Annotated in this window: 17 protein-coding genes (1 of these 17 cut by a window edge); 12 read left to right on the top strand and 5 right to left on the bottom strand. The window is 62.9% G+C overall.

Annotated features, from left to right (window positions below):
- The 4 genes from fliN to EOB59_RS28350 form a co-directional block, all read left to right on the top strand.
- Positions 1-240: flagellar motor switch protein FliN (gene fliN / locus EOB59_RS28365; RefSeq protein ID WP_127272167.1), on the top strand; the 240-nt coding region annotated here is incomplete at its 5' end.
- A gap of 43 nt (positions 241-283) precedes the next feature.
- On the top strand, positions 284-1294 hold the full coding sequence (locus EOB59_RS28360; protein WP_027038262.1) for a flagellar motor switch protein FliG: 1011 nt from the start codon (positions 284-286) through the stop codon (positions 1292-1294).
- Positions 1295-1303: 9 nt separating this feature from the next.
- A complete protein-coding gene (gene flhB / locus EOB59_RS28355) occupies positions 1304-2386 on the top strand; it encodes a flagellar biosynthesis protein FlhB (RefSeq protein WP_128289753.1) in 1083 nt (360 codons plus the stop codon).
- Positions 2383-2820: a hypothetical protein gene (locus EOB59_RS28350; RefSeq protein ID WP_127268991.1), complete on the top strand. Its 438-nt coding sequence runs from the start codon at positions 2383-2385 to the stop codon at positions 2818-2820. The genes flhB and EOB59_RS28350 overlap by 4 nt, the downstream gene beginning before the upstream one ends.
- A gap of 34 nt (positions 2821-2854) precedes the next feature.
- Here the strand turns inward: EOB59_RS28350 and EOB59_RS28345 are convergent, their stop codons facing one another.
- The 4 genes from EOB59_RS28345 to EOB59_RS28330 form a co-directional block, all read right to left on the bottom strand.
- A complete protein-coding gene (locus tag EOB59_RS28345; protein WP_127326684.1) occupies positions 2855-3625 on the bottom strand; it encodes a helix-turn-helix transcriptional regulator in 771 nt (256 codons plus the stop codon).
- Entirely contained in the window at positions 3622-4332 is a 711-nt protein-coding gene (locus EOB59_RS28340) for a helix-turn-helix transcriptional regulator (RefSeq protein ID WP_127268993.1), read from the bottom strand. Before EOB59_RS28340 ends, EOB59_RS28345 begins: the two co-directional genes overlap by 4 nt.
- A 551-nt stretch (positions 4333-4883) precedes the next feature.
- Positions 4884-5915: a histone deacetylase family protein gene (locus tag EOB59_RS28335; protein WP_128289752.1), complete on the bottom strand. Its 1032-nt coding sequence runs from the start codon at positions 5913-5915 to the stop codon at positions 4884-4886.
- Between the two features lie 26 nt (positions 5916-5941).
- On the bottom strand, positions 5942-6703 hold the full coding sequence (locus tag EOB59_RS28330; RefSeq protein WP_245486794.1) for a TetR/AcrR family transcriptional regulator: 762 nt from the start codon (positions 6701-6703) through the stop codon (positions 5942-5944).
- A gap of 155 nt (positions 6704-6858) precedes the next feature.
- On the opposite strand from EOB59_RS28330, the gene EOB59_RS28325 reads away from it, so the two are divergent.
- The 8 genes from EOB59_RS28325 (at position 6859) to EOB59_RS28290 (ending at position 17487) form a co-directional block, all read left to right on the top strand.
- The gene (locus EOB59_RS28325; protein WP_128289751.1) at positions 6859-8538 is read left to right on the top strand and encodes an amidohydrolase; all 1680 of its coding nucleotides are present in this window, start codon (positions 6859-6861) and stop codon (positions 8536-8538) included.
- Between the two features lie 141 nt (positions 8539-8679).
- Positions 8680-9774, top strand: coding sequence for an ABC transporter ATP-binding protein (locus EOB59_RS28320; protein ID WP_127380735.1), 1095 nt, complete (start codon positions 8680-8682; stop codon positions 9772-9774).
- A gap of 2 nt (positions 9775-9776) precedes the next feature.
- On the top strand, positions 9777-10697 hold the full coding sequence (locus EOB59_RS28315; protein WP_128289750.1) for an ABC transporter permease: 921 nt from the start codon (positions 9777-9779) through the stop codon (positions 10695-10697).
- Positions 10690-11490 (top strand): ABC transporter permease, encoded by an 801-nt coding sequence (locus EOB59_RS28310; RefSeq protein WP_128289749.1) that lies wholly within the window; start codon positions 10690-10692, stop codon positions 11488-11490. The genes EOB59_RS28315 and EOB59_RS28310 overlap by 8 nt, the downstream gene beginning before the upstream one ends.
- Before the next feature lie 23 nt (positions 11491-11513).
- A complete protein-coding gene (locus EOB59_RS28305; protein ID WP_128289748.1) occupies positions 11514-12548 on the top strand; it encodes an extracellular solute-binding protein in 1035 nt (344 codons plus the stop codon).
- Between the two features lie 68 nt (positions 12549-12616).
- The gene (locus tag EOB59_RS28300) at positions 12617-13813 is read left to right on the top strand and encodes a serine hydrolase (protein WP_128289747.1); all 1197 of its coding nucleotides are present in this window, start codon (positions 12617-12619) and stop codon (positions 13811-13813) included.
- Between the two features lie 37 nt (positions 13814-13850).
- On the top strand, positions 13851-15032 hold the full coding sequence (locus EOB59_RS28295; RefSeq protein ID WP_128289746.1) for a serine hydrolase: 1182 nt from the start codon (positions 13851-13853) through the stop codon (positions 15030-15032).
- A gap of 127 nt (positions 15033-15159) precedes the next feature.
- Entirely contained in the window at positions 15160-17487 is a 2328-nt protein-coding gene (locus EOB59_RS28290; protein ID WP_128289745.1) for a Tex family protein, read from the top strand.
- Here the strand turns inward: EOB59_RS28290 and EOB59_RS28285 are convergent, their stop codons facing one another.
- On the bottom strand, positions 17488-17548 hold the final stretch of the coding sequence (locus tag EOB59_RS28285) for a LysR family transcriptional regulator (protein WP_128289744.1). 869 nt of this gene lie beyond the right edge of the window; only the last 61 of its 930 coding nucleotides appear in the window; its start codon lies off the right edge, out of view; its stop codon occupies positions 17488-17490.

The following is a 17548-nucleotide window of genomic DNA, read 5'->3' as shown; positions in this document are numbered from 1 at the left end:
ATCATGAACATCCCCGTCGATGTCCAGATCATCCTCGGCAGCACCGAGATGCCGGTCTCCGATCTGATGGCGCTGCAAAAAGGCTCGACCGTGGCGCTCAATCGCCGCATCGGCGAACCTGTCGACGTCGTGGTCAACGGCCGCAAGATCGCGCGCGGCGAGATCACCGTGCTGGAAAGCGATCCGTCGCGGTTCGGCATCAGGCTGACCGAAATCATCGCCGGCACGAAGGGCGCCTAGACATGGTTTGCGGGGCTTGCCGGTGGCAGCGGAGGCGAGTGGCATGACGACGCCGGTGACCTTGACCCGCGCGCAGAAGGCGGCCGCCATACTTGTGGCGATGGGCAAGCCGTCGGCCAGCCGCCTGCTGAAATTCTTCAAGCAGGAAGAACTGAAGGCCCTGATCGAGGGCGCCCGCCTGCTGCGGACGATTCCGCAAAGCGATCTTGAGCGCATCGTCGCCGAGTTCGAGGCCGAGTTCACCGAAGGGGCGGGATTGCTTGATTCCGCCGACAGGATGGACACCATCCTCAACGAATCGCTCTCGCCCGAAGAGATGAGCGCGATCATGGGCGACAAGAAATTCGAGGTCGCACCGGAAGGCCCGCCGCCGATCTGGCCCGAACTCGAAAAGCTCGAACCGGCGCGGCTTGGTGCCTTCCTGGCCGGTGAGCATCCGCAGACGGCGGCCATGGTGTTGTCGAAGCTGGCGCCGCAGGTGGCGGCCAACGTGCTGCTGACACTGACCAAGCCGATGCGTGGAGAAATCATCAAGCGCATGGTGACGATGGCCAATGTTCCCGACGCTGCCGCCAGGATCGTCGAAAACCGGCTGCGCACCAGCGTGCTGGCGGAAACCTCGACCAAGGACACCTCGGCCGGGCAGGCGCGTGTCGCCAGCGTTCTCAACGAACTCGACAAGCCGCTGCTCGAGGAGGTCATGCAGGATCTGGAAGCAGCCGGCACGCCTGATCTCGACGGTGTGAGGGCCCGCCTGTTTGCTTTCGACGACTTGCCGTTGCTCACCCAGAAAGCCCGGGTGCTGCTGTTCGACGGGCTGTCGACGGAGTTGGTCACGCTGGCCCTGCGCGGCACTTCGGCCGCACTCGCAGAATCGGTGCTGTCGGCCATCGGCGCCCGCTCGCGGCGCATGATCGAAGCCGAACTCGGACAGGGCTCGGACGGGGTCCCTCTCGCCGACATCACGGCGGCCCGCAAGACGATCGTTACGACGACGATCCGCCTGTCGCGCGAAGGCGCCTTCGAACTGCCCTCGACCCAAGACGCCGCCTAAGGCCGCGCCATGGCTGACGCGGTCGACAAGGATTCGAAAACCGAAGAGGCGACGGAAAAGAAGATCCGCGACACCATCGAACAGGGCAAACTGCCCCATTCGCGGGAGACAGCGCTCCTTGCCTCGTTCGTTGCCATCCTGGTGTTCACCGTCTTCTACGCCAAGGATGCGATCATCGATCTCGGCATGTTCCTGTCGATGTTCCTGGAAAAGCCGGAAGCCTGGCCGATGGACACCGAGACCGACGTCATCGCGCTCTACAAGATCGTCCTCCTCGAGGTTGGCCGCGCCGTCCTGAGCCTGATGGTGCTGCTGACCGTCGCCGGCGTCGGCGCCTCGGTGTTCCAGAACATGCCGCAATTCGTAGGCGAGCGGATCCGGCCGCAACTCTCGCGCATTTCGATCGCCAAGGGATGGAACAGGCTGTTCGGCATCCAGGGTTGGGTCGAGTTCCTGAAGTCACTCGGCAAGGTCGGGTTTGCCATCGTCGTGCTGAGCTTCACGCTGTCGGAAGACCACCGAAAGCTGCTCGCCGGGATGATCACCAATCCGGTCGCATTCGGTCTCGTCATCCGCGGCATCGCCGTCGACATCCTGGTGGCGATCGTCTTCGTCATGGGGCTGATCGCGGCAATCGACATCGTCTGGTCGCGCTTCCACTGGAAGCAGGATCTGCGCATGAGCAAGCAGGAGGTCAAGGACGAGTTCAAACAGTCCGAGGGCGACCCGATCGTCAAGTCGCGGCTGCGCTCGCTGGCGCGCGACCGGGCGCGCAAGCGGATGATGACGGCGGTGCCGCGCGCGACGCTGATCATCGCCAACCCAACGCACTTCTCGATCGCGCTGAAATATGTGCGCGACGAGGACTCGGCACCCATGGTGCTGGCCAAGGGCCAGGATCTGGTGGCGCTGAAAATCCGCGAGATCGCGCGGGAACACAACATCCCGGTCTTCGAGGACGTGGCGCTCGCCCGCTCCATGTACAAGCAAGTTTCGGTCGATAGTGTGATCCCGTCACAATTCTACCAGGCCGTCGCCGAACTGGTGCGGATCGTCTACTCGAAAAAGGCTGAGCGCAGACAGATTTCATGAACCGGCAACCACACGCAAAATCTCGCGAGATCATCGTCGCCAGCGCCATCGAGCAGGTGGTGGGGGAACTCAGGCTGATCGATGTCGCCGACTACATCGCCTTTATCCGGCTGGAGCATTTCGCGTGCCTGTCGGACCTGGTCGATTCAGCGGTCGAGTTGTTCTTCATGCCGGGCACTCTGCGGCTTGGCCATGGTGGTGAGGCGCATGTCGACTGGAGCGGCAGCCCGCGCATCGTGCTCGATCTGGAACTGAGGCCGCCCGGCGTCACCGTCTATTTCCAGCTGACGCTGAGCGAACTCGGCGCTTCGGTGGCGGTCAACTACGTGTCGTTCGAGAAGCCGGGCGAAGACCCGGAGCACAATACGGCGCTGCTCGAGGCGGTGATCGAACAGGCGCGTATCCGCAAGGTCGAGCCGCTCGCCTATCGCTGACGTCGGTCGCTATCGAGCTGCCTGTCGAAAACCCCTATTCGATCAAGCCCAGCCGCAGCGCCTTGGCCACGGCCTGGTTGCGATTGACGGCGTTGAGCTTCTGGGTCGATTGGGTCAGATACTGGTTGGCGGTGTGCACCGATAGTTTCAGGAGCCGCGCGATCTCTTCGCTGGTGTTGCCGTTGGCGGTCAGCTTAAGGCATTCGAGCTCGCGCTTGGAGATTGCCCGCATGCGGCCGGTATCGCCCGGACGGATGCGGGCGACGGCGGCGAACAGCGAAAAGCAGCGGGCGTGTATTTCGTAGAGCGCATCCTGCTGCAAGGTCATCTCCGAGCCCAGGAATACGACAAGACCGCATTGGCCGCGGTCGGCGTGCACGGGAAAAGCGATGCCGCTGGTTCCGGGCACCAGCGCCGCCATCTGCTCGGTCCAGGCGAGAGTGGTAAACAGCTCCGCCATGGCAAGGACGCCGTCATCCGTCCACCAGCGCGGTTCGGTCGAGAGGCGGGTGTGGCGCACGATCTCCTCGCCGTTGGCGCCTGAGATGAACTTGGTCGCCACGGCAATGCCCGGATAGTCGGAATCAAAGCATGGCACGAGCCGCGCCCGCTCGGGCGAGGGGCTTACGAAGAAGAGGCCGAAAGCCGAGGCATTCATGTCAACGGCGATCCAGCGGCAGCGGCGCACGGCATCGGGAATGGTGACCGCGTGATGGGTTTCGGAGCCAAGGGTGAAGGCTCCGAACGGGTTGCGCTGCTCGTTGAAAAGGGCTTCGGCCGTTTCCTTGATATCGGCGTGTTTCAAATGATGCCGCTCCTGATCGCCGTGGCGATGGCCATCGCGCGGTTGCTGGCCGCGAATTTCTGGATGGCGTGGGTGATGTAGCTGTTGACGGTGTTGGAGGAGACGCCAAGGATGACGGCGACCTCGTCGGTGGTCTTGCCTTCGGAAACCCAGAACAGGCATTCGCGCTCCCGATCCGACAACGGATCCTGCATGGCGGCAGCGGCAATCAGTTGCGGGATGTGCGAGAGCGCGTAGCAGCATTTCAGTTGCGCCCGCATCAACGCCGGCTGGTCGATGCTGCCGGCGGTCGCCGCAGAGAACAGGGCGAACAGGCGCTGGCGACCGACATTAAGGCGCAGCGAATAGATTTCGGCATGGCCGAGCACGTCGAGAAGGCGGGCTTCCTCTCCGGTGATCAATCCGTCTGTTTCTGGTGCCCGGGATGCCACGAGCGGATGTGGACGGATACCTGGCGCGACGGTGAGCGCGCCTTGCGCGAGCCCGGCGATCAGCCGCTTGCCGATCAGCTCGATGGCATCGAAAATCCAGTTGGAGGAGACGATGCGCGCATCGTTGCGGTCCTGGTCGTGGACAATGGCGACCAACATGTAGCTGTCGGCCCCGATCTCGGCGGTCAGTTGCATGAAAAAGCTGGTGAGATCGCCGCGCGACGTCAGGCGCGAGCCCAATGTGTCGGATTGAAGAAGTGCGGCGGGACTGCTCATTCTTGTTGCTTTTGGCCGGAATCGTTTCTGCTGTCCGGATGCTGGAAGCCAGCCGCCGAACCCGAATACGCATTACTTTGACGAAGACACACGCGTGGCGCAGGCTGCGCCGAACCAAATCCCGAATCCATTCAGGGAACGCGAAGCCGTCCGCGTCTGGTGCCGGAAAAGCTCCGGAACAAGAGACTTTGGGTGGTCGCCGCGCCCCCCAAGGACCGGCTGATTCGGGTCTAATCTACCCGCAGTTGAATCTGACATCAAACGCGATTTGACAAAATCGAATCCGGTGGACTCACGTGCGACTCAGAGGTCGGTTTTCGCGCCTCGGACAGAAGACCGGGACGCGAAAACCTTCGCCGGCCATTTCGGCGGCCGGTCGATTTCGCCAGGCTCGGGAGCATTGAACAGATGGGCGCGCCGGTTGCCGTGCCGAAGGCTGGTGCCTTGGCCCGATAGTGGGAACCGGGCGATGTTGCCGCCCGGTCCCGGCCGTCCCTTGCTTATGCCTGTCGTTGTCCCAAAACCGCTAGATGCTCCGGGACGACAGGCATTTACCGATCCTCGAACCCGGTCAGCACGCCGACCGCGTTGATGCCGATCTCCTCGACGGCATAGCCGCCTTCCATGACGAACAGCGTCGGCAGGCCGAGCCCGCCGATGCGGCGGCCGATCTTTGGATAATCAGATGTCTTCAGCTTGAACTGGCTGATCGGGTCCTTCTCGAACGTATCGACACCCAGCGAGACGATGACGACATCCGGGGCATAAGCGGTGAGCCTGGCGCAGGCATCCTCGAGCGAGGCGTTCCATGCATCCCAGTCGGTGCCGAAGGGCATCGGATAGTTGATGTTGAAGCCTTCGCCGGCACCCGCGCCGCGTTCGTCGGCATGGCCGAGGAAGAACGGGTACTCGACCATCGGATCGCCATGCAGATTGAGCACCTGGACGTCGGCACGGTCGTAGAAGATCTCCTGCGTGCCGTTGCCGTGGTGATAGTCGACATCGAGGATCGAGATGCGTTTGGCGCCCTGGTCGCGGAACCATTGCGCGGCGACGGCGGCGTTGTTGATGTAGCAATAGCCGCCCATGAAGCCAGCCCCGGCATGGTGGCCGGGCGGACGGCAGAGCGCGAAGGCGGAAGCCTCGCCATCCTTGACCAAGCCGGCGGCGGTCAGCGCCACGTCGTAGGAAGACTTGATCGCCGTCCAGGTACCTTCGACGAAGGTGGCGCCGGCATCGAAGGAATAATAGCCGAGCAGGGCGTCGATGCGTTTTGGCGGCACGTCGCCGCGCAGGCCGCGCGTCGGCCAGGTGAAGGGCATCGCCGTGCCCGTGAGGCCTGCTTGCAGCCATTGCGGCCAGACTGTCGGGAGAAAGTCGATATAGTCCGATTTGTGGATGCGCTTGGCGGCGGCGAGGTCGTGTTCGTGCGGCGCGATGATGGGACCCAGTTTCTCGCTTTCGACCCGTGCCTTGATGAATTCGGCCCGCGATGGCTTTTCGAAACCCGGCACGATGGCTGATGTGACCAGTTCCATTTGGCCGGCATGGCCGGCGTGCAGAGGGGAGAAAACAGTCTTCATAAATTCCTCTCGAAGTGTGAAATCAGTCAAGATTCAAGATTGAGATAAGGGCTCACCAGAGCGAGCCACATTCTTTCCACATCGTCCTCGATGAGGTCGTATGTCTTGCGGTCTCTTTTCAGCCCGACAAGCCGGCAGGCGTGCCCGACGTCCATCATCAGCACGCCGAGCCGGCTGGCGATCTTGTTTTCAAGCGCCGGGTTCACATGCTGCAGCCATGCGGCGTAGAGCGCGATGATCTGCTCGTCATATTCGTTCTGGATCGGCCTGAGGTCGGCGTTGCCTGAAATGGCCTCGATCACCGGCATCAGGCTGGCGTTTTCGAGGTAGAGTCTGGACGTGTCGATGAAGAGCTTGCGCACTTCGCGCCGAAACTCTTCACGGTTGGTGGGCGGGGCGACCTTGATACGCTTGGCGATCACCTCGGGAAAGGATGACAGCCAGCGCCGGGCGAGGTCCAGAAGAATGGCTTCCTTGTTGGGAAAGTATTGGTAGATCGAACCAACCGACAAGCCTGCGCGCTGCGCAATGGCGAGCGTCGTGGGCGTCTTGGTTCCTTGCTCCCGCGTCAAGACCAGCGCTGCGTCGAGAATCCGATCGACCACCTTGCTCGACCGTTGTTGCCGCGGCTGTTTGCGCGGTTCGAGCGCTATCCTGGTTTTGCGATCGAGACTGCGCTTCACTGTCCGATGTCCTCGTTCCCCGCCCGGTCTCAACATGGTGGGAGCTTGCTGTCCACAATACATTCCAGATTCGGCATGTTGACAAACGCGAATAATCAGTCGCATTCTTTATCCACGCTGCCTCTCGGGATGACAAGGGGAATTTCCAAGACAGCGCACTGGCATTCTTTTTCGTCCATGGCGTCGCTCCGGTGGGGTGGCAGGTTGTTGGACAAGAGGGTTTATCGGTCCCAGTCAGTCGTCAAAAGCGCGGAGTTGCGATGTCTGTCACAGGTGCGGGTCACAATGCGGATCTGATCGTCGTCAACGGTCTCGTGCAGACCATGGACGACGACAATCCCACCGCCGAGGCTGTCGCCGTCAAGGATGGCGCAATCGTCGCCATCGGCAGCCGCGCCTCCATCGAAGAGTTCAAGGGACCGGCCACCAGGGTCATCGACGCCAAGGGCGGTTCGGTGGTCCCGGGGTTCATCGAAGCCCATATGCATCTGTTTTCGGGCGGGGCTGAACTTGCCCACCTTCAACTCACCGGTATTCATGGCTTCGAGGCGCTGCAGAAGGCGATCCGCGACTATGCGCCGACCCGGCCCGACGCGAAGATGCTGGTCGGCCAGGGCGTCGACTACACCGTGCTCGGCAGCGAGCGCGTGACGCGCCATCACCTCGACGCCATCTTGCCCGATCGCCCGTTCTGCATGGCGGCGCCCGACCATCACACCATGTGGGCCAACACCAAGGCGCTGGAAATGGCCGGCATCCTGCAGGGGCGCACGCTTGGTCCGGGCAATGAGATCGTCATGGGTGACGATGGACTGGCCGCTGGTGAATTGCGCGAGGGTGAGGCCTTTGGCCCGGTGCTCGATCTTGCCGGCGAAGGCCGGGTGCGGCTGGGGCTGTCGACCGGCGGCGAGCCGGACCCGATGCCGACGACGGCGGAGCGGGACGCCGACCGCGACATCATGCGGCGCGGGCTCGCCTGGTGCGCCCGCCACGGCATCACCTCGATCCAGAACATGGACGGCAATCTCTATCAGCTTGAGCTGCTGGCCGAGATCGACGCCGAGGAAGGCTTGCCCTGCCGCGTCAAGATCCCGTTCCACTACAAGAATTTCATGACGCTCGACATGCTCGACAAGGCGTCTGATATGGCCGAACGATACAACAGCGAATGGCTGTCGTCGGGCACGGTCAAGGTGTTCTACGACGGCGTTCTCGATTCCTGGACAGCTGTCATGGTCGAGCCTTATGCCGACCGGCTCGACTGGGTGGGCGAGCCGCTGTTCACGCCGCAACAGTTCATCGATCTGGCCGTCGCGGTCGACAGACGCGGGCTGCAGATCGCCGTGCATTCGATCGGCGACGGCGCGGTGCGCGCGGTGCTCGACGGTTATGAGGCGGCGCAGAAGGCGAACGGCAAGCGCGACAGCCGTCACCGCGTCGAGCACATCGAGGTCACCACCACCGCTGATGTGCCGCGTTTCGCCGAACTCGGCGTCATTGCCTCCATGCAACCGCCGCATCCGCCGGGCGCAATGGATTTTCCACTGGAGCCGACGGTATCGCGCATCGGACCGGCGCGCTGGCCGCTGAGCTATGCCTGGCGGACCTTGAAGGATGCCGGCGCGCATGTCGTCTTCGCATCCGATTGGCCGGTGTCGCCGATCGATCCGATCCTGGGCATTCAGGCGGCAGTGTTGCGCAAACCGTGGGCAGAAAGCGACCCGGACCAGAGTTTCTCACTGCATGAAGCGATCGCCGGTTACACGATCGAGGGCGCCTACGCCGAATTCGCCGAGCACCGCAAGGGCACGCTGAAATCAGGCTACATGGCCGATCTGGTGGTTTTGTCGATGGATATCGAGAACACCGCCCCGGCCGACCTGCACAAGGTGCGGCCGGTGACGACGATTTGCGGCGGCAAGGTCACCTATCAGGCCTGACTATGGCATGGGGCTTGCAGGCCTCAATGACTGATTGAACTGTGACCCAATGCCGGGCTTGCCAACCCACCGGCCATGTGGTCACATCGAACAGGGGAAGAGCTCCGCCAGCAAGAGCGGGGTCAACAGTGAGGCGTAATCGTGCCGGACAAACCGGATCGGAATGCGATTGAAGTAGTAAACGTCAGCAAAATTTTCGGATCAGGTGAGGGGCAGGTAGCTGCCCTCGACACGGTCTCGGTATCTATCCGCGAGAACGAATTCTTCACGTTGCTGGGGCCATCCGGCTGCGGCAAGACGACGTTGCTCAGGCTGATCGCCGGCTTCGACTTTCCAACCGCCGGTGAAATCCTGCTCTACGGCCAGGACATCGCGCCGCTGCCACCCTTCAAGCGGCCGGTCAACACTGTTTTCCAGTCCTATGCGCTGTTCCCGCACATGACGGTCGCCGACAATATCGGCTTTGGCCTGGAGATGCTGGGCAAGCCGAAGGCCGAGATCAAGGCGCGCGTCGCCGAGATGCTGAAGCTGGTCAAGATGGAGGCACTCGCCGGGCGTCGCACCAGCCAGATCTCCGGCGGCCAGCAGCAGCGCGTGGCCTTGGCCCGCGCTTTGGCGCCGCAGCCGAAGGTGCTTTTGCTCGATGAGCCGCTGTCGGCGCTTGACTACAAACTGCGCAAGGAGATGCAGATCGAGTTGAAACGGCTGCAGCACGAGACCGGTATCACCTTCATCTTCGTCACCCACGACCAGGAAGAGGCGCTGACCATGTCAGACCGCATCGCGGTGATGTCATCGGGCAAAATCCTGCAGGTCGGTTCGCCCTGGGATATCTACGACAAGCCGGCGGAGCGCTTCGTCGCCGACTTCATCGGTGAAACCAACTTCCTCACCGCCGCCATCAGCGAGATGGCCAACGGCAAGGCGCGCGCCACGCTCAAATCCGGTGCGACCATCGAGGCGACCGTGGCCCAGGGTTTCCAGCCCAAACCCAACGCCACGGTGGTGGTTCGGCCCGAACACGCCAAGCTGACCAAGGCCAAGGGCGAACTGTCGGGGACGGTCGAAAACATCGTCTATTTCGGTACCGACACCCACATCCATGTTCATCTCGACAGTGGCGAACTCTTCACCGTACGCCAGCAGAACACGCGCAGCGCGGGCTGCGGTTTCGAGAAGGGCGACGCAGTCGGCATCCTCATCGGCAGCGATGCCGCTCAGGTTCTGAAGGACTGACGATGGCGACCGCGGAAGAAGTCGCCAAGGCAGCGGAGCGGCGCGATGTCCGTGACCGCTGGCTTTTGTCAGCGCCAGCGCTGCTGGTCATTTTCCTCGCCGCGACCGGCCCCTTGCTGATCGTGCTCGTCTACTCGTTCCTGACGCCAGGCTCCTATGGCGACGTGAAGTGGCAGTTCTCGCCGGAAGCCTGGATATCGGTGTTTCTGGAACGCGATATCTTCGACGACACGCTTTCGATCGCCGCCGCCCACGTCACCATCTTCCTGCGCTCGATCAAGCTCTCGGTGGTGACGACGATCGCCACTTTGGTGCTTGGTTTCCCGACCGCCTATTTCATGGCGACGCGCAGCGAAAAGACCCGCGATCTCTGGCTGTTCCTGATTACCATTCCGTTCTGGACCAACCTTTTGATCCGCACCTTCGCGGTGCTGCAGATCATCCGCAACGAAGGCATCGTCAACACGATCCTGCTCAAGCTCGGCATCATCTCGGCGCCCATCCAGATACTCTACACCGACACGGCGATCCTGATCGGCATGGCCTATGTCTACCTGCCGCTGATGGTGCTGCCGATCTATGCCAGCATGGAAAAACTCGATTTCCGGTTGGTCGAGGCGGGGTACGACCTTTACGCGTCGCGCTTCCGGGTGCTGCGGCGGATCATCTTTCCGCTGGTCAAGCCGGGCGTCATCGCCGGCTCCATACTGGTCTTCATTCCAGCACTTGGCGCCTATGTGACACCGAGCGTTCTTGGCGGTGGCAAGAACATGATGCTGTCCAACCTGATCGAACTGCAGTTCGGGCAGGGCCGCAACTGGCCACTCGGCTCGGCGCTGTCGATCGCCGTCATGATCATCGTCATGGTGGCGCTGCTTGCCTATGTGCGTAATGCCGGAAGATCGGGGGTGCGTCATGGCTAAGAACTTTTCCATCAAGCACCAGCCAGGATTCACCGCGATCGCCGCGACCTGCTTTGTCGTGCTGTACCTGCCGATCATCGTGCTGGTCATCTATGCCTTCAACGCGGCGAGCTCGACCTCCGAATGGGGCGGCTTTTCGCTGAAATGGTTCCAGTCGGCATGGCAGAACACGCAGGTCGTCGATGCCACGCTGCGTTCTTTCCAGATTGGCTCCATCGCGGCGGTGCTCTCCACGATCTTTGCCACCATGGCGGCGCTCGCCACCACCCGCACCGCGCCCTATCCCGGCCTCACCTTCAAATATGCGGCGATCAACCAGCCGCTGATGGTGCCCGAGATCGTCACCGGCGTGGCGCTGCTGATCTTCTTCTCGCGCATCAAGATCTTCACCGGCTATTCCGGCATCGGCTATCTGGTCGCCGCGCACACGGCGTTCTGCATTCCCTTTGCCTATTTGCCGATCCGGGCGCGGCTTGAGAATATGGACCTGACGCTGGAGCGTGCCGCAGCCGACCTCTACGCGACGCCCTGGAAGGCTTTCCGGCGCATCACGCTGCCGATTCTGTGGCCCGGCATCCTGGCCGGGCTGATGCTGGCCTTCGTCATCTCGCTCGACGACGTCGTCATCACCGAGTTCGTCAAATCAGGCGGCCAGGACACGCTGCCCACTTACATGCTCGGCCAGATCCGCCGCGGCATCACACCCGAGATCAACGCGATATCGACCGCCTTCCTGCTGCTTTCGGTCGCGATCGTCACGTTGTTTTTCTTCGTCAGCAGGAAACGAGACTGAACCGAAAAATGGGAGTTAAAACCATGAACTGGAAGACAACAGCAACCGCCATGGGGTTGGCGTTGCTCGCCTCGACGGGCCTGGCCCGCGCCGACGGCGTGCTCAACATCTACAATTGGGGCAACTACACCAGCCCCGACGTGATCAAGAAGTTCGAGGCCAAATACAACGTCAAAGTGACCATCACCGACTACGATTCCAACGACACCGCGCTGGCCAAGGTTCGCCAGGGAGGCACCGGCTTCGACATTGCGGTGCCGTCGCAGACCTACGTGCCGATCTGGATCAAGGAAGGCCTCATCCAGGAGACCGATCCTGGCAAGATGGAAAACTTCAAGAACGTGGCGCCGGAATGGGCCAATCCCGATTTCGATCCGGGACGCAAATACAGTGTTCCATGGGCGTGGGGCACGATCGGCGTGGTCGTCAATACCGATGCCTACAAGGGGCCGGCCGATAGCTGGGGCATCATCTTCAACACGCCTGACGAGCTCAAGGGCAAGGTCAATGTCGTTCCGGAGATGGGCGATGTGATCTTCGCCGCGATCAAGTATGTCGGCGGCCAGCAATGCACCGACGACAAGGCGGTGCTGAAGAAGGTGCGCGACCTGTTGGTGGCGGCCAAGCCGAACTGGATCGCGATGGAATACAACACCATCGAGAAGATGGGCGCCGGCGACTTCAAGGCGACCAGCGACTGGAACGGCTCGGCGCTGCGCCAGCGGCTGGCCAACCCGGCCATCCACTACAACTATCCGAAAGAAGGCTTCGGCCTGTGGAGCGACAACGTCGTCGTTCTTAAGGAAGCCAAGAACGTCGAGAACGCCAAGCTTTTCCAGAACTTCATCATGGACCCGGAAAACGCGGCAGGTCTCTCGGCCTTCCATCGCTACGCCAATGCCATCACCGGCTCGGACAAGTACATGCCGGCCGACATGAAGGACGCGCCCGAAGTCATCATTCCGGCCGCGGACAAGCCACGTGGCGAGCTGCAGCAGATGTGCTCGCCGGAGACCCAGGAAATTTACACCAAGATCTGGACCGAGTTGCAGAAATAAACTGGGTTCGACGGACCCGGCGGCACACGCCGCCGGGTCCGTTTTCATGTTCAAGGGACTCGGCCGTCATGGACTCCTATCGCAATTCCGATCCGCAGCCGCCGATCATGCAGGGCTCGCCGCCCGCCATGGTACCGCCGAAGCTCGACTGGGACCGGCCGCCGTGGAACCGCTGGGCGTTCCAGCACATCCGTGAAATTCTGCCGACCGCCGAAGTCTGGCGCGGCAATGGCCATCGCCACCGCTTCGAACGCGCCGAGGCCGATCTCGACGGGCTGGCGGTCGAGGACAGCGAGGGCATGCCGACGACGCTCGCCGGGTTGCTCGACGAGACCTATACGGACGGCTTTCTGGTGCTCAAGGACGGCAAGGTCGCCTATGAGCGCTATTTCAACGGCATGGATGAGCGCACGCTGCACTTGTCGCAGTCGATGGCGAAGTCCGTTACCGGTTCGGTGTTCGGCATACTGGTCGGGCGCGGCCTGATCGATCCGGCCAGACTGGTAACAGATTACCTGCCGGAACTCGGCGTTACCGGCTGGACCGGCGCCAGCGTCCAGCATGTGCTGGACATGACCAGCGGCGTCCGTTTCTCAGAGGAATATACCGACCGCTATTCCGACATCGGCCAGGTCGATGTCGCCACCGGCTGGAAGCCGGTGCCGCCGGACAGCGATCCGGCCTTTCGCTGGCCCTCGCATATGTTCGAGCTGATCCTCGGCTTGAAGGACACGATCCGCCCGCACGGGGCTCAATTCGAATACCGCTCGATCGAGACCGACGTGCTTGCCTTCATCATGGAGCGGGTGACGGGCAAACGGCTGCCGCAGGTGGTTTCGGAAGAACTCTGGCAAAAGCTCGGCGCTGATGAAAGCGCCTGCTTCACGGTCGATAGCGCCGGCTATGCGGTGGCCGACGGTGGCTTCAACGCGACGCTGCGCGACTATGGCCGCTTCGGCCAGCTGATCCTCGACAATGGTGGCGGCGTCGTGCCGGCCGGCTGGGTCGAGGCGACGCGCAACGGCAGGCATGGGCCGGACTTCAGCCCCAGCCTGCCGGAGGGCAGCTATCGCAACCAGTTCTGGATCGAGGATCCGCGCTCGCGCGCACTGATGTGCCGCGGCGTGTTCGGTCAGATGATCCATATCGACTGGAACACCGGAATGGTCGTGGTGAAGCTTTCGACCTGGCCGGATTTCGCCAATGGTGCCTATTCCATAGCGACGCTGAAGGCCGTGCACGCTATCGCCACGGCACTTCGCTGAGCCCCCACAAAGAAGAAACGACCCGGAAGGAAACGCCATGACCGGCAAGACCGTGTTCGAGACCCGCTATGGCTTCCGGCGCAACCAGGTGGTGCTCGCCAACTGGCGCGAGAACCCCTTCAACCGGTGGTCGTTCCAGAACCTCGGCGAACTGGTGCCGACCGCCCGCGTGGCGGCGACGTCGGGCGTTGTCGAAACCCCCGTGCGCGATATGGGCGGCCTGCTCGGCGAAAAGGTCGCGATCGCCGGCACATCGGAGACAGTGGCTGAATTTCTCGCGCGTTCGAGCACCGACGCACTGACGGTGATGAAAGACGGCAAGATCGTCGGCGACTGGTTCGCCCCGCATATGGATTTCGGCGCCCGCCACATCATCTTTTCGATCAGCAAGTCGCTGACCGCCATCATTGCCGGCATTCTGGAAGGCGAGGGCGTATTCGACCCGGAAGCGCCGGTGACGGCCTACATCCCTGAAGCCGCCGGCTCGGCCTATGGCGATGCGAGCGTGCGGCATGTGCTCGACATGAGCGTCAGCCTCGATTTCGAGGAAGCCTATCTCGATCCGGAGAGCGCTTTCGCCCGTTATCGTCGCGCCACGCTGTGGAATCCGGGCGGCGGCACGGAGAGCCTGCGCGAATTCATTTTGACCTTGCAACGCCTTGCAGAGCCGCATGGCCAGACCTTCCGCTACCGCTCGCCGAATTCCGACCTGCTCGGCCTGCTGCTCGAGCGCGCGTCGGGCCAGCGGTTCACCGACGTGATGCGCGAGAAGCTGTGGCTGCCGCTCGGCGCTGTCAGCGAAGCCTCGATCGGCGTCGACATGGAAGGCACGGCGCGCACGGCCGGCGGTATTTCGGTGACGCCGCGCGACCTGGCGCGTGTTGGCGAGATGATGCGGCAAGGCGGGGTGGCCAATGGCCGCCGCATCGTGCCGGAAGCCTGGGTGCGCGATACGGTTGCTAGCGGCGGCAGTTCCGACGCTTGGCAGCGCGGCGCGATGCAGCCGCTGTTCCCGAAGGGCCGCTATCGCAACAAATGGTACCAGACGGGCTTGCCGAACGGCGCCTATTGCGGCATCGGCATTCATGGCCAGTGGCTGTATGTCGATCCCAGGACCAAAGTGGTGATCGCCAAGATGTCGTCGCAGCCCGAGCCGGTCGACGATCCGCTCGATGTCGAAATCGTCGCCTTCTTCGAGGCGCTGAGCCGGATGGTCTGATCCTCGCCTGGCCGCCACATTAGCGCGCGCTTTCCTGTGGACCCGTCGGGCTCATGGAAACGCGGCGGTTGGCGGACCGGACGTCTGCGCCTATGGTCGCCGCTCTTTGGACGAGAGCAGGTACGACATGGCATCCGACATCAAGCGCATTGCAGCCATCATCGCGGCCGAGATCAGTGCGCGGCCCGAACAGGCGGCCGCGGCGATTGAACTGCTCGATGAGGGCGCGACAGTGCCGTTCGTGGCGCGCTACCGCAAGGAAGTCACCGGCGGGCTCGACGACACGCAATTGCGCGATCTTGCCGAACGCCTTGCCTATCTGCGCGAGCTCGATGCGCGTCGCGACAGCATCCTTGGCTCAATCCGCGAACAGGGCAAGCTGACCGAGGAGCTTGAAGGCAAGATCGTCGCCGCCAGCACCAAGGCGGAACTTGAGGACATCTACCTGCCCTACAAGCCCAAGCGCCGGACCAAGGCCGAGATCGCCAGGGAGCGCGGGCTGGGGCCGCTGGCCGAAGCCATCCTGGCGAACCGCTCATTGGTGCCTGCCGAACTGGCACTGGCCTATGTCAGCGAAGAGGTGGCCGATACCAAGGCAGCGCTCGAAGGAGCGCGCGACATCCTGTCGGAACAATTCGCCGAGAATGCCGATCTGGTCGGAAAATTGCGCAGCTACATGAAGGAGCGCGCCTTCATGCGCGCCAGGGTGGTCGACGGCAAGCAGGAAGCTGGTGCGAAATTCTCCGACTATTTCGACCATGTCGAGCGCTGGGCAAATGTGCCGAGCCATCGCGCGCTGGCGATGCTGCGTGGCCGCAACGAGGAGGTGCTTTCGCTCGACATCGAGGTCGATGCCGATGATACGTCGCCGGTGAAGCCGGTCGAGCGGATGATCGCCAATGCCTATGCCGTCGGAGGCAGCCTGCCGGGTGACCGCTGGCTGATGGAGGTGGCGGGCTGGACCTGGCGGATAAAACTGTCGCTGCACCTGACTCTCGATTTGATGCGCGATCTGCGCGAGCGGGCCGAGGAAGAGGCGATCCATGTGTTCGCCCGTAACCTCAAGGATTTGCTGCTGGCGGCGCCCGCCGGTTCGCGCGCCACTATGGGGCTCGACCCCGGCATCCGCACCGGCGTCAAGGTGGCGGTGGTCGACGGCACTGGCAAGGTGCTGACCACGACGACCGTCTACCCGTTCCCGCCCAGGAATGATGTGCGCGGCACGCAGGCGGAGCTCGCCAAGCTCATCCGGCTGCACAAGGTCGAGCTGATTTCGATCGGCAACGGCACCGGCAGCCGCGAGACGGAAAAGCTGGTCGCCGACATGCTGTCCGACATGCCGGCGGATGGTGGTCCGAAGCCCCTGAAGGTGATCGTCAGCGAGGCCGGCGCCTCGGTCTATTCGGCATCAGCGACGGCGGCGGCGGAATTCCCCGGCCTCGACGTGTCGTTGCGCGGCGCCGTCTCGATCGCCCGGCGGCTGCAGGATCCCTTGGCCGAACTGGTCAAGATCGAGCCCAAATCGATCGGCGTCGGCCAGTACCAGCATGATGTCGACCAGTACCGGCTTGGCCGCTCGCTGGAAGCGGTGGTGGAAGACGCGGTCAACGCCGTCGGCGTCGACCTCAACACCGCCTCGGCGCCACTTCTGGCGCGTGTTTCAGGCCTAGGCGCATCACTGGCCGACGCGATCGTTGCGCATCGCGATGCAACCGGACCCTTCGCCAGCCGGAAGGATCTGCTCAAGGTGCCGCGGCTCGGACCGCGGGCCTTCGAACAATCCGCCGGCTTCCTGCGCATTGCCAATGGCAGCGAGCCGCTCGATGCCTCGTCGGTGCATCCGGAGGCCTATGGCGTGGCGAAGAAGATCGTCGCCGCCTGCGGGCGCGATGTGCGGTCGCTGATGGGCGATAGTGCCGCGCTGAAGGCACTCGACCCGCGCGTCTTCGTCGACGAGCGTTTCGGCTTGCCGACGGTGCGCGACATCCTGGCGGAGCTGGAAAAGCCCGGCCGCGACCCGCGCCCAGGCTTCAAGACGGCGACCTTCGCCGACGGCGTCGACGACATCAAGGATCTGAAGCCCGGCATGCTGCTCGAAGGCACGGTCACCAATGTGGCCGCCTTCGGCGCCTTTGTCGATATCGGAGTGCATCAGGACGGGCTGGTGCATGTCTCGCAACTGGCCGACCGGTTCATCAAGGACGCGCATGAGGTCGTGAAGGCCGGCGATGTGGTCAAGGTGCGGGTCGTCGACGTCGACATCAAGCGCAAGCGCATCGCGCTTTCCATGCGCAAGGATGGCGGCGAGGGTGGCGCACCGCGTGGCGGGCCACGCGACAATGGTGGCGGCAGGCCGGCACCACGTTCGCCGGCACCGCAGCAACGTCAGCCGGAGCGGCCGGCACAGCAAGGCGCATTCGGTGCTGCCTTGGCGGATGCGCTGAAGCGGAAGTAACTACCACGCGAGAACGGCCGGCTCCTTCTCGACCAGGCCCAGCAGCCAGTCGCGAAAACTG

Source organism: Mesorhizobium sp. M7A.F.Ca.MR.176.00.0.0 (assembly GCF_004023165.1).
Classification (GTDB): Bacteria; Pseudomonadota; Alphaproteobacteria; order Rhizobiales; family Rhizobiaceae; genus Mesorhizobium.
Note: the sequence above shows the minus strand (reverse complement) of the source record. Positions and strands in the feature narration are given on the sequence as shown.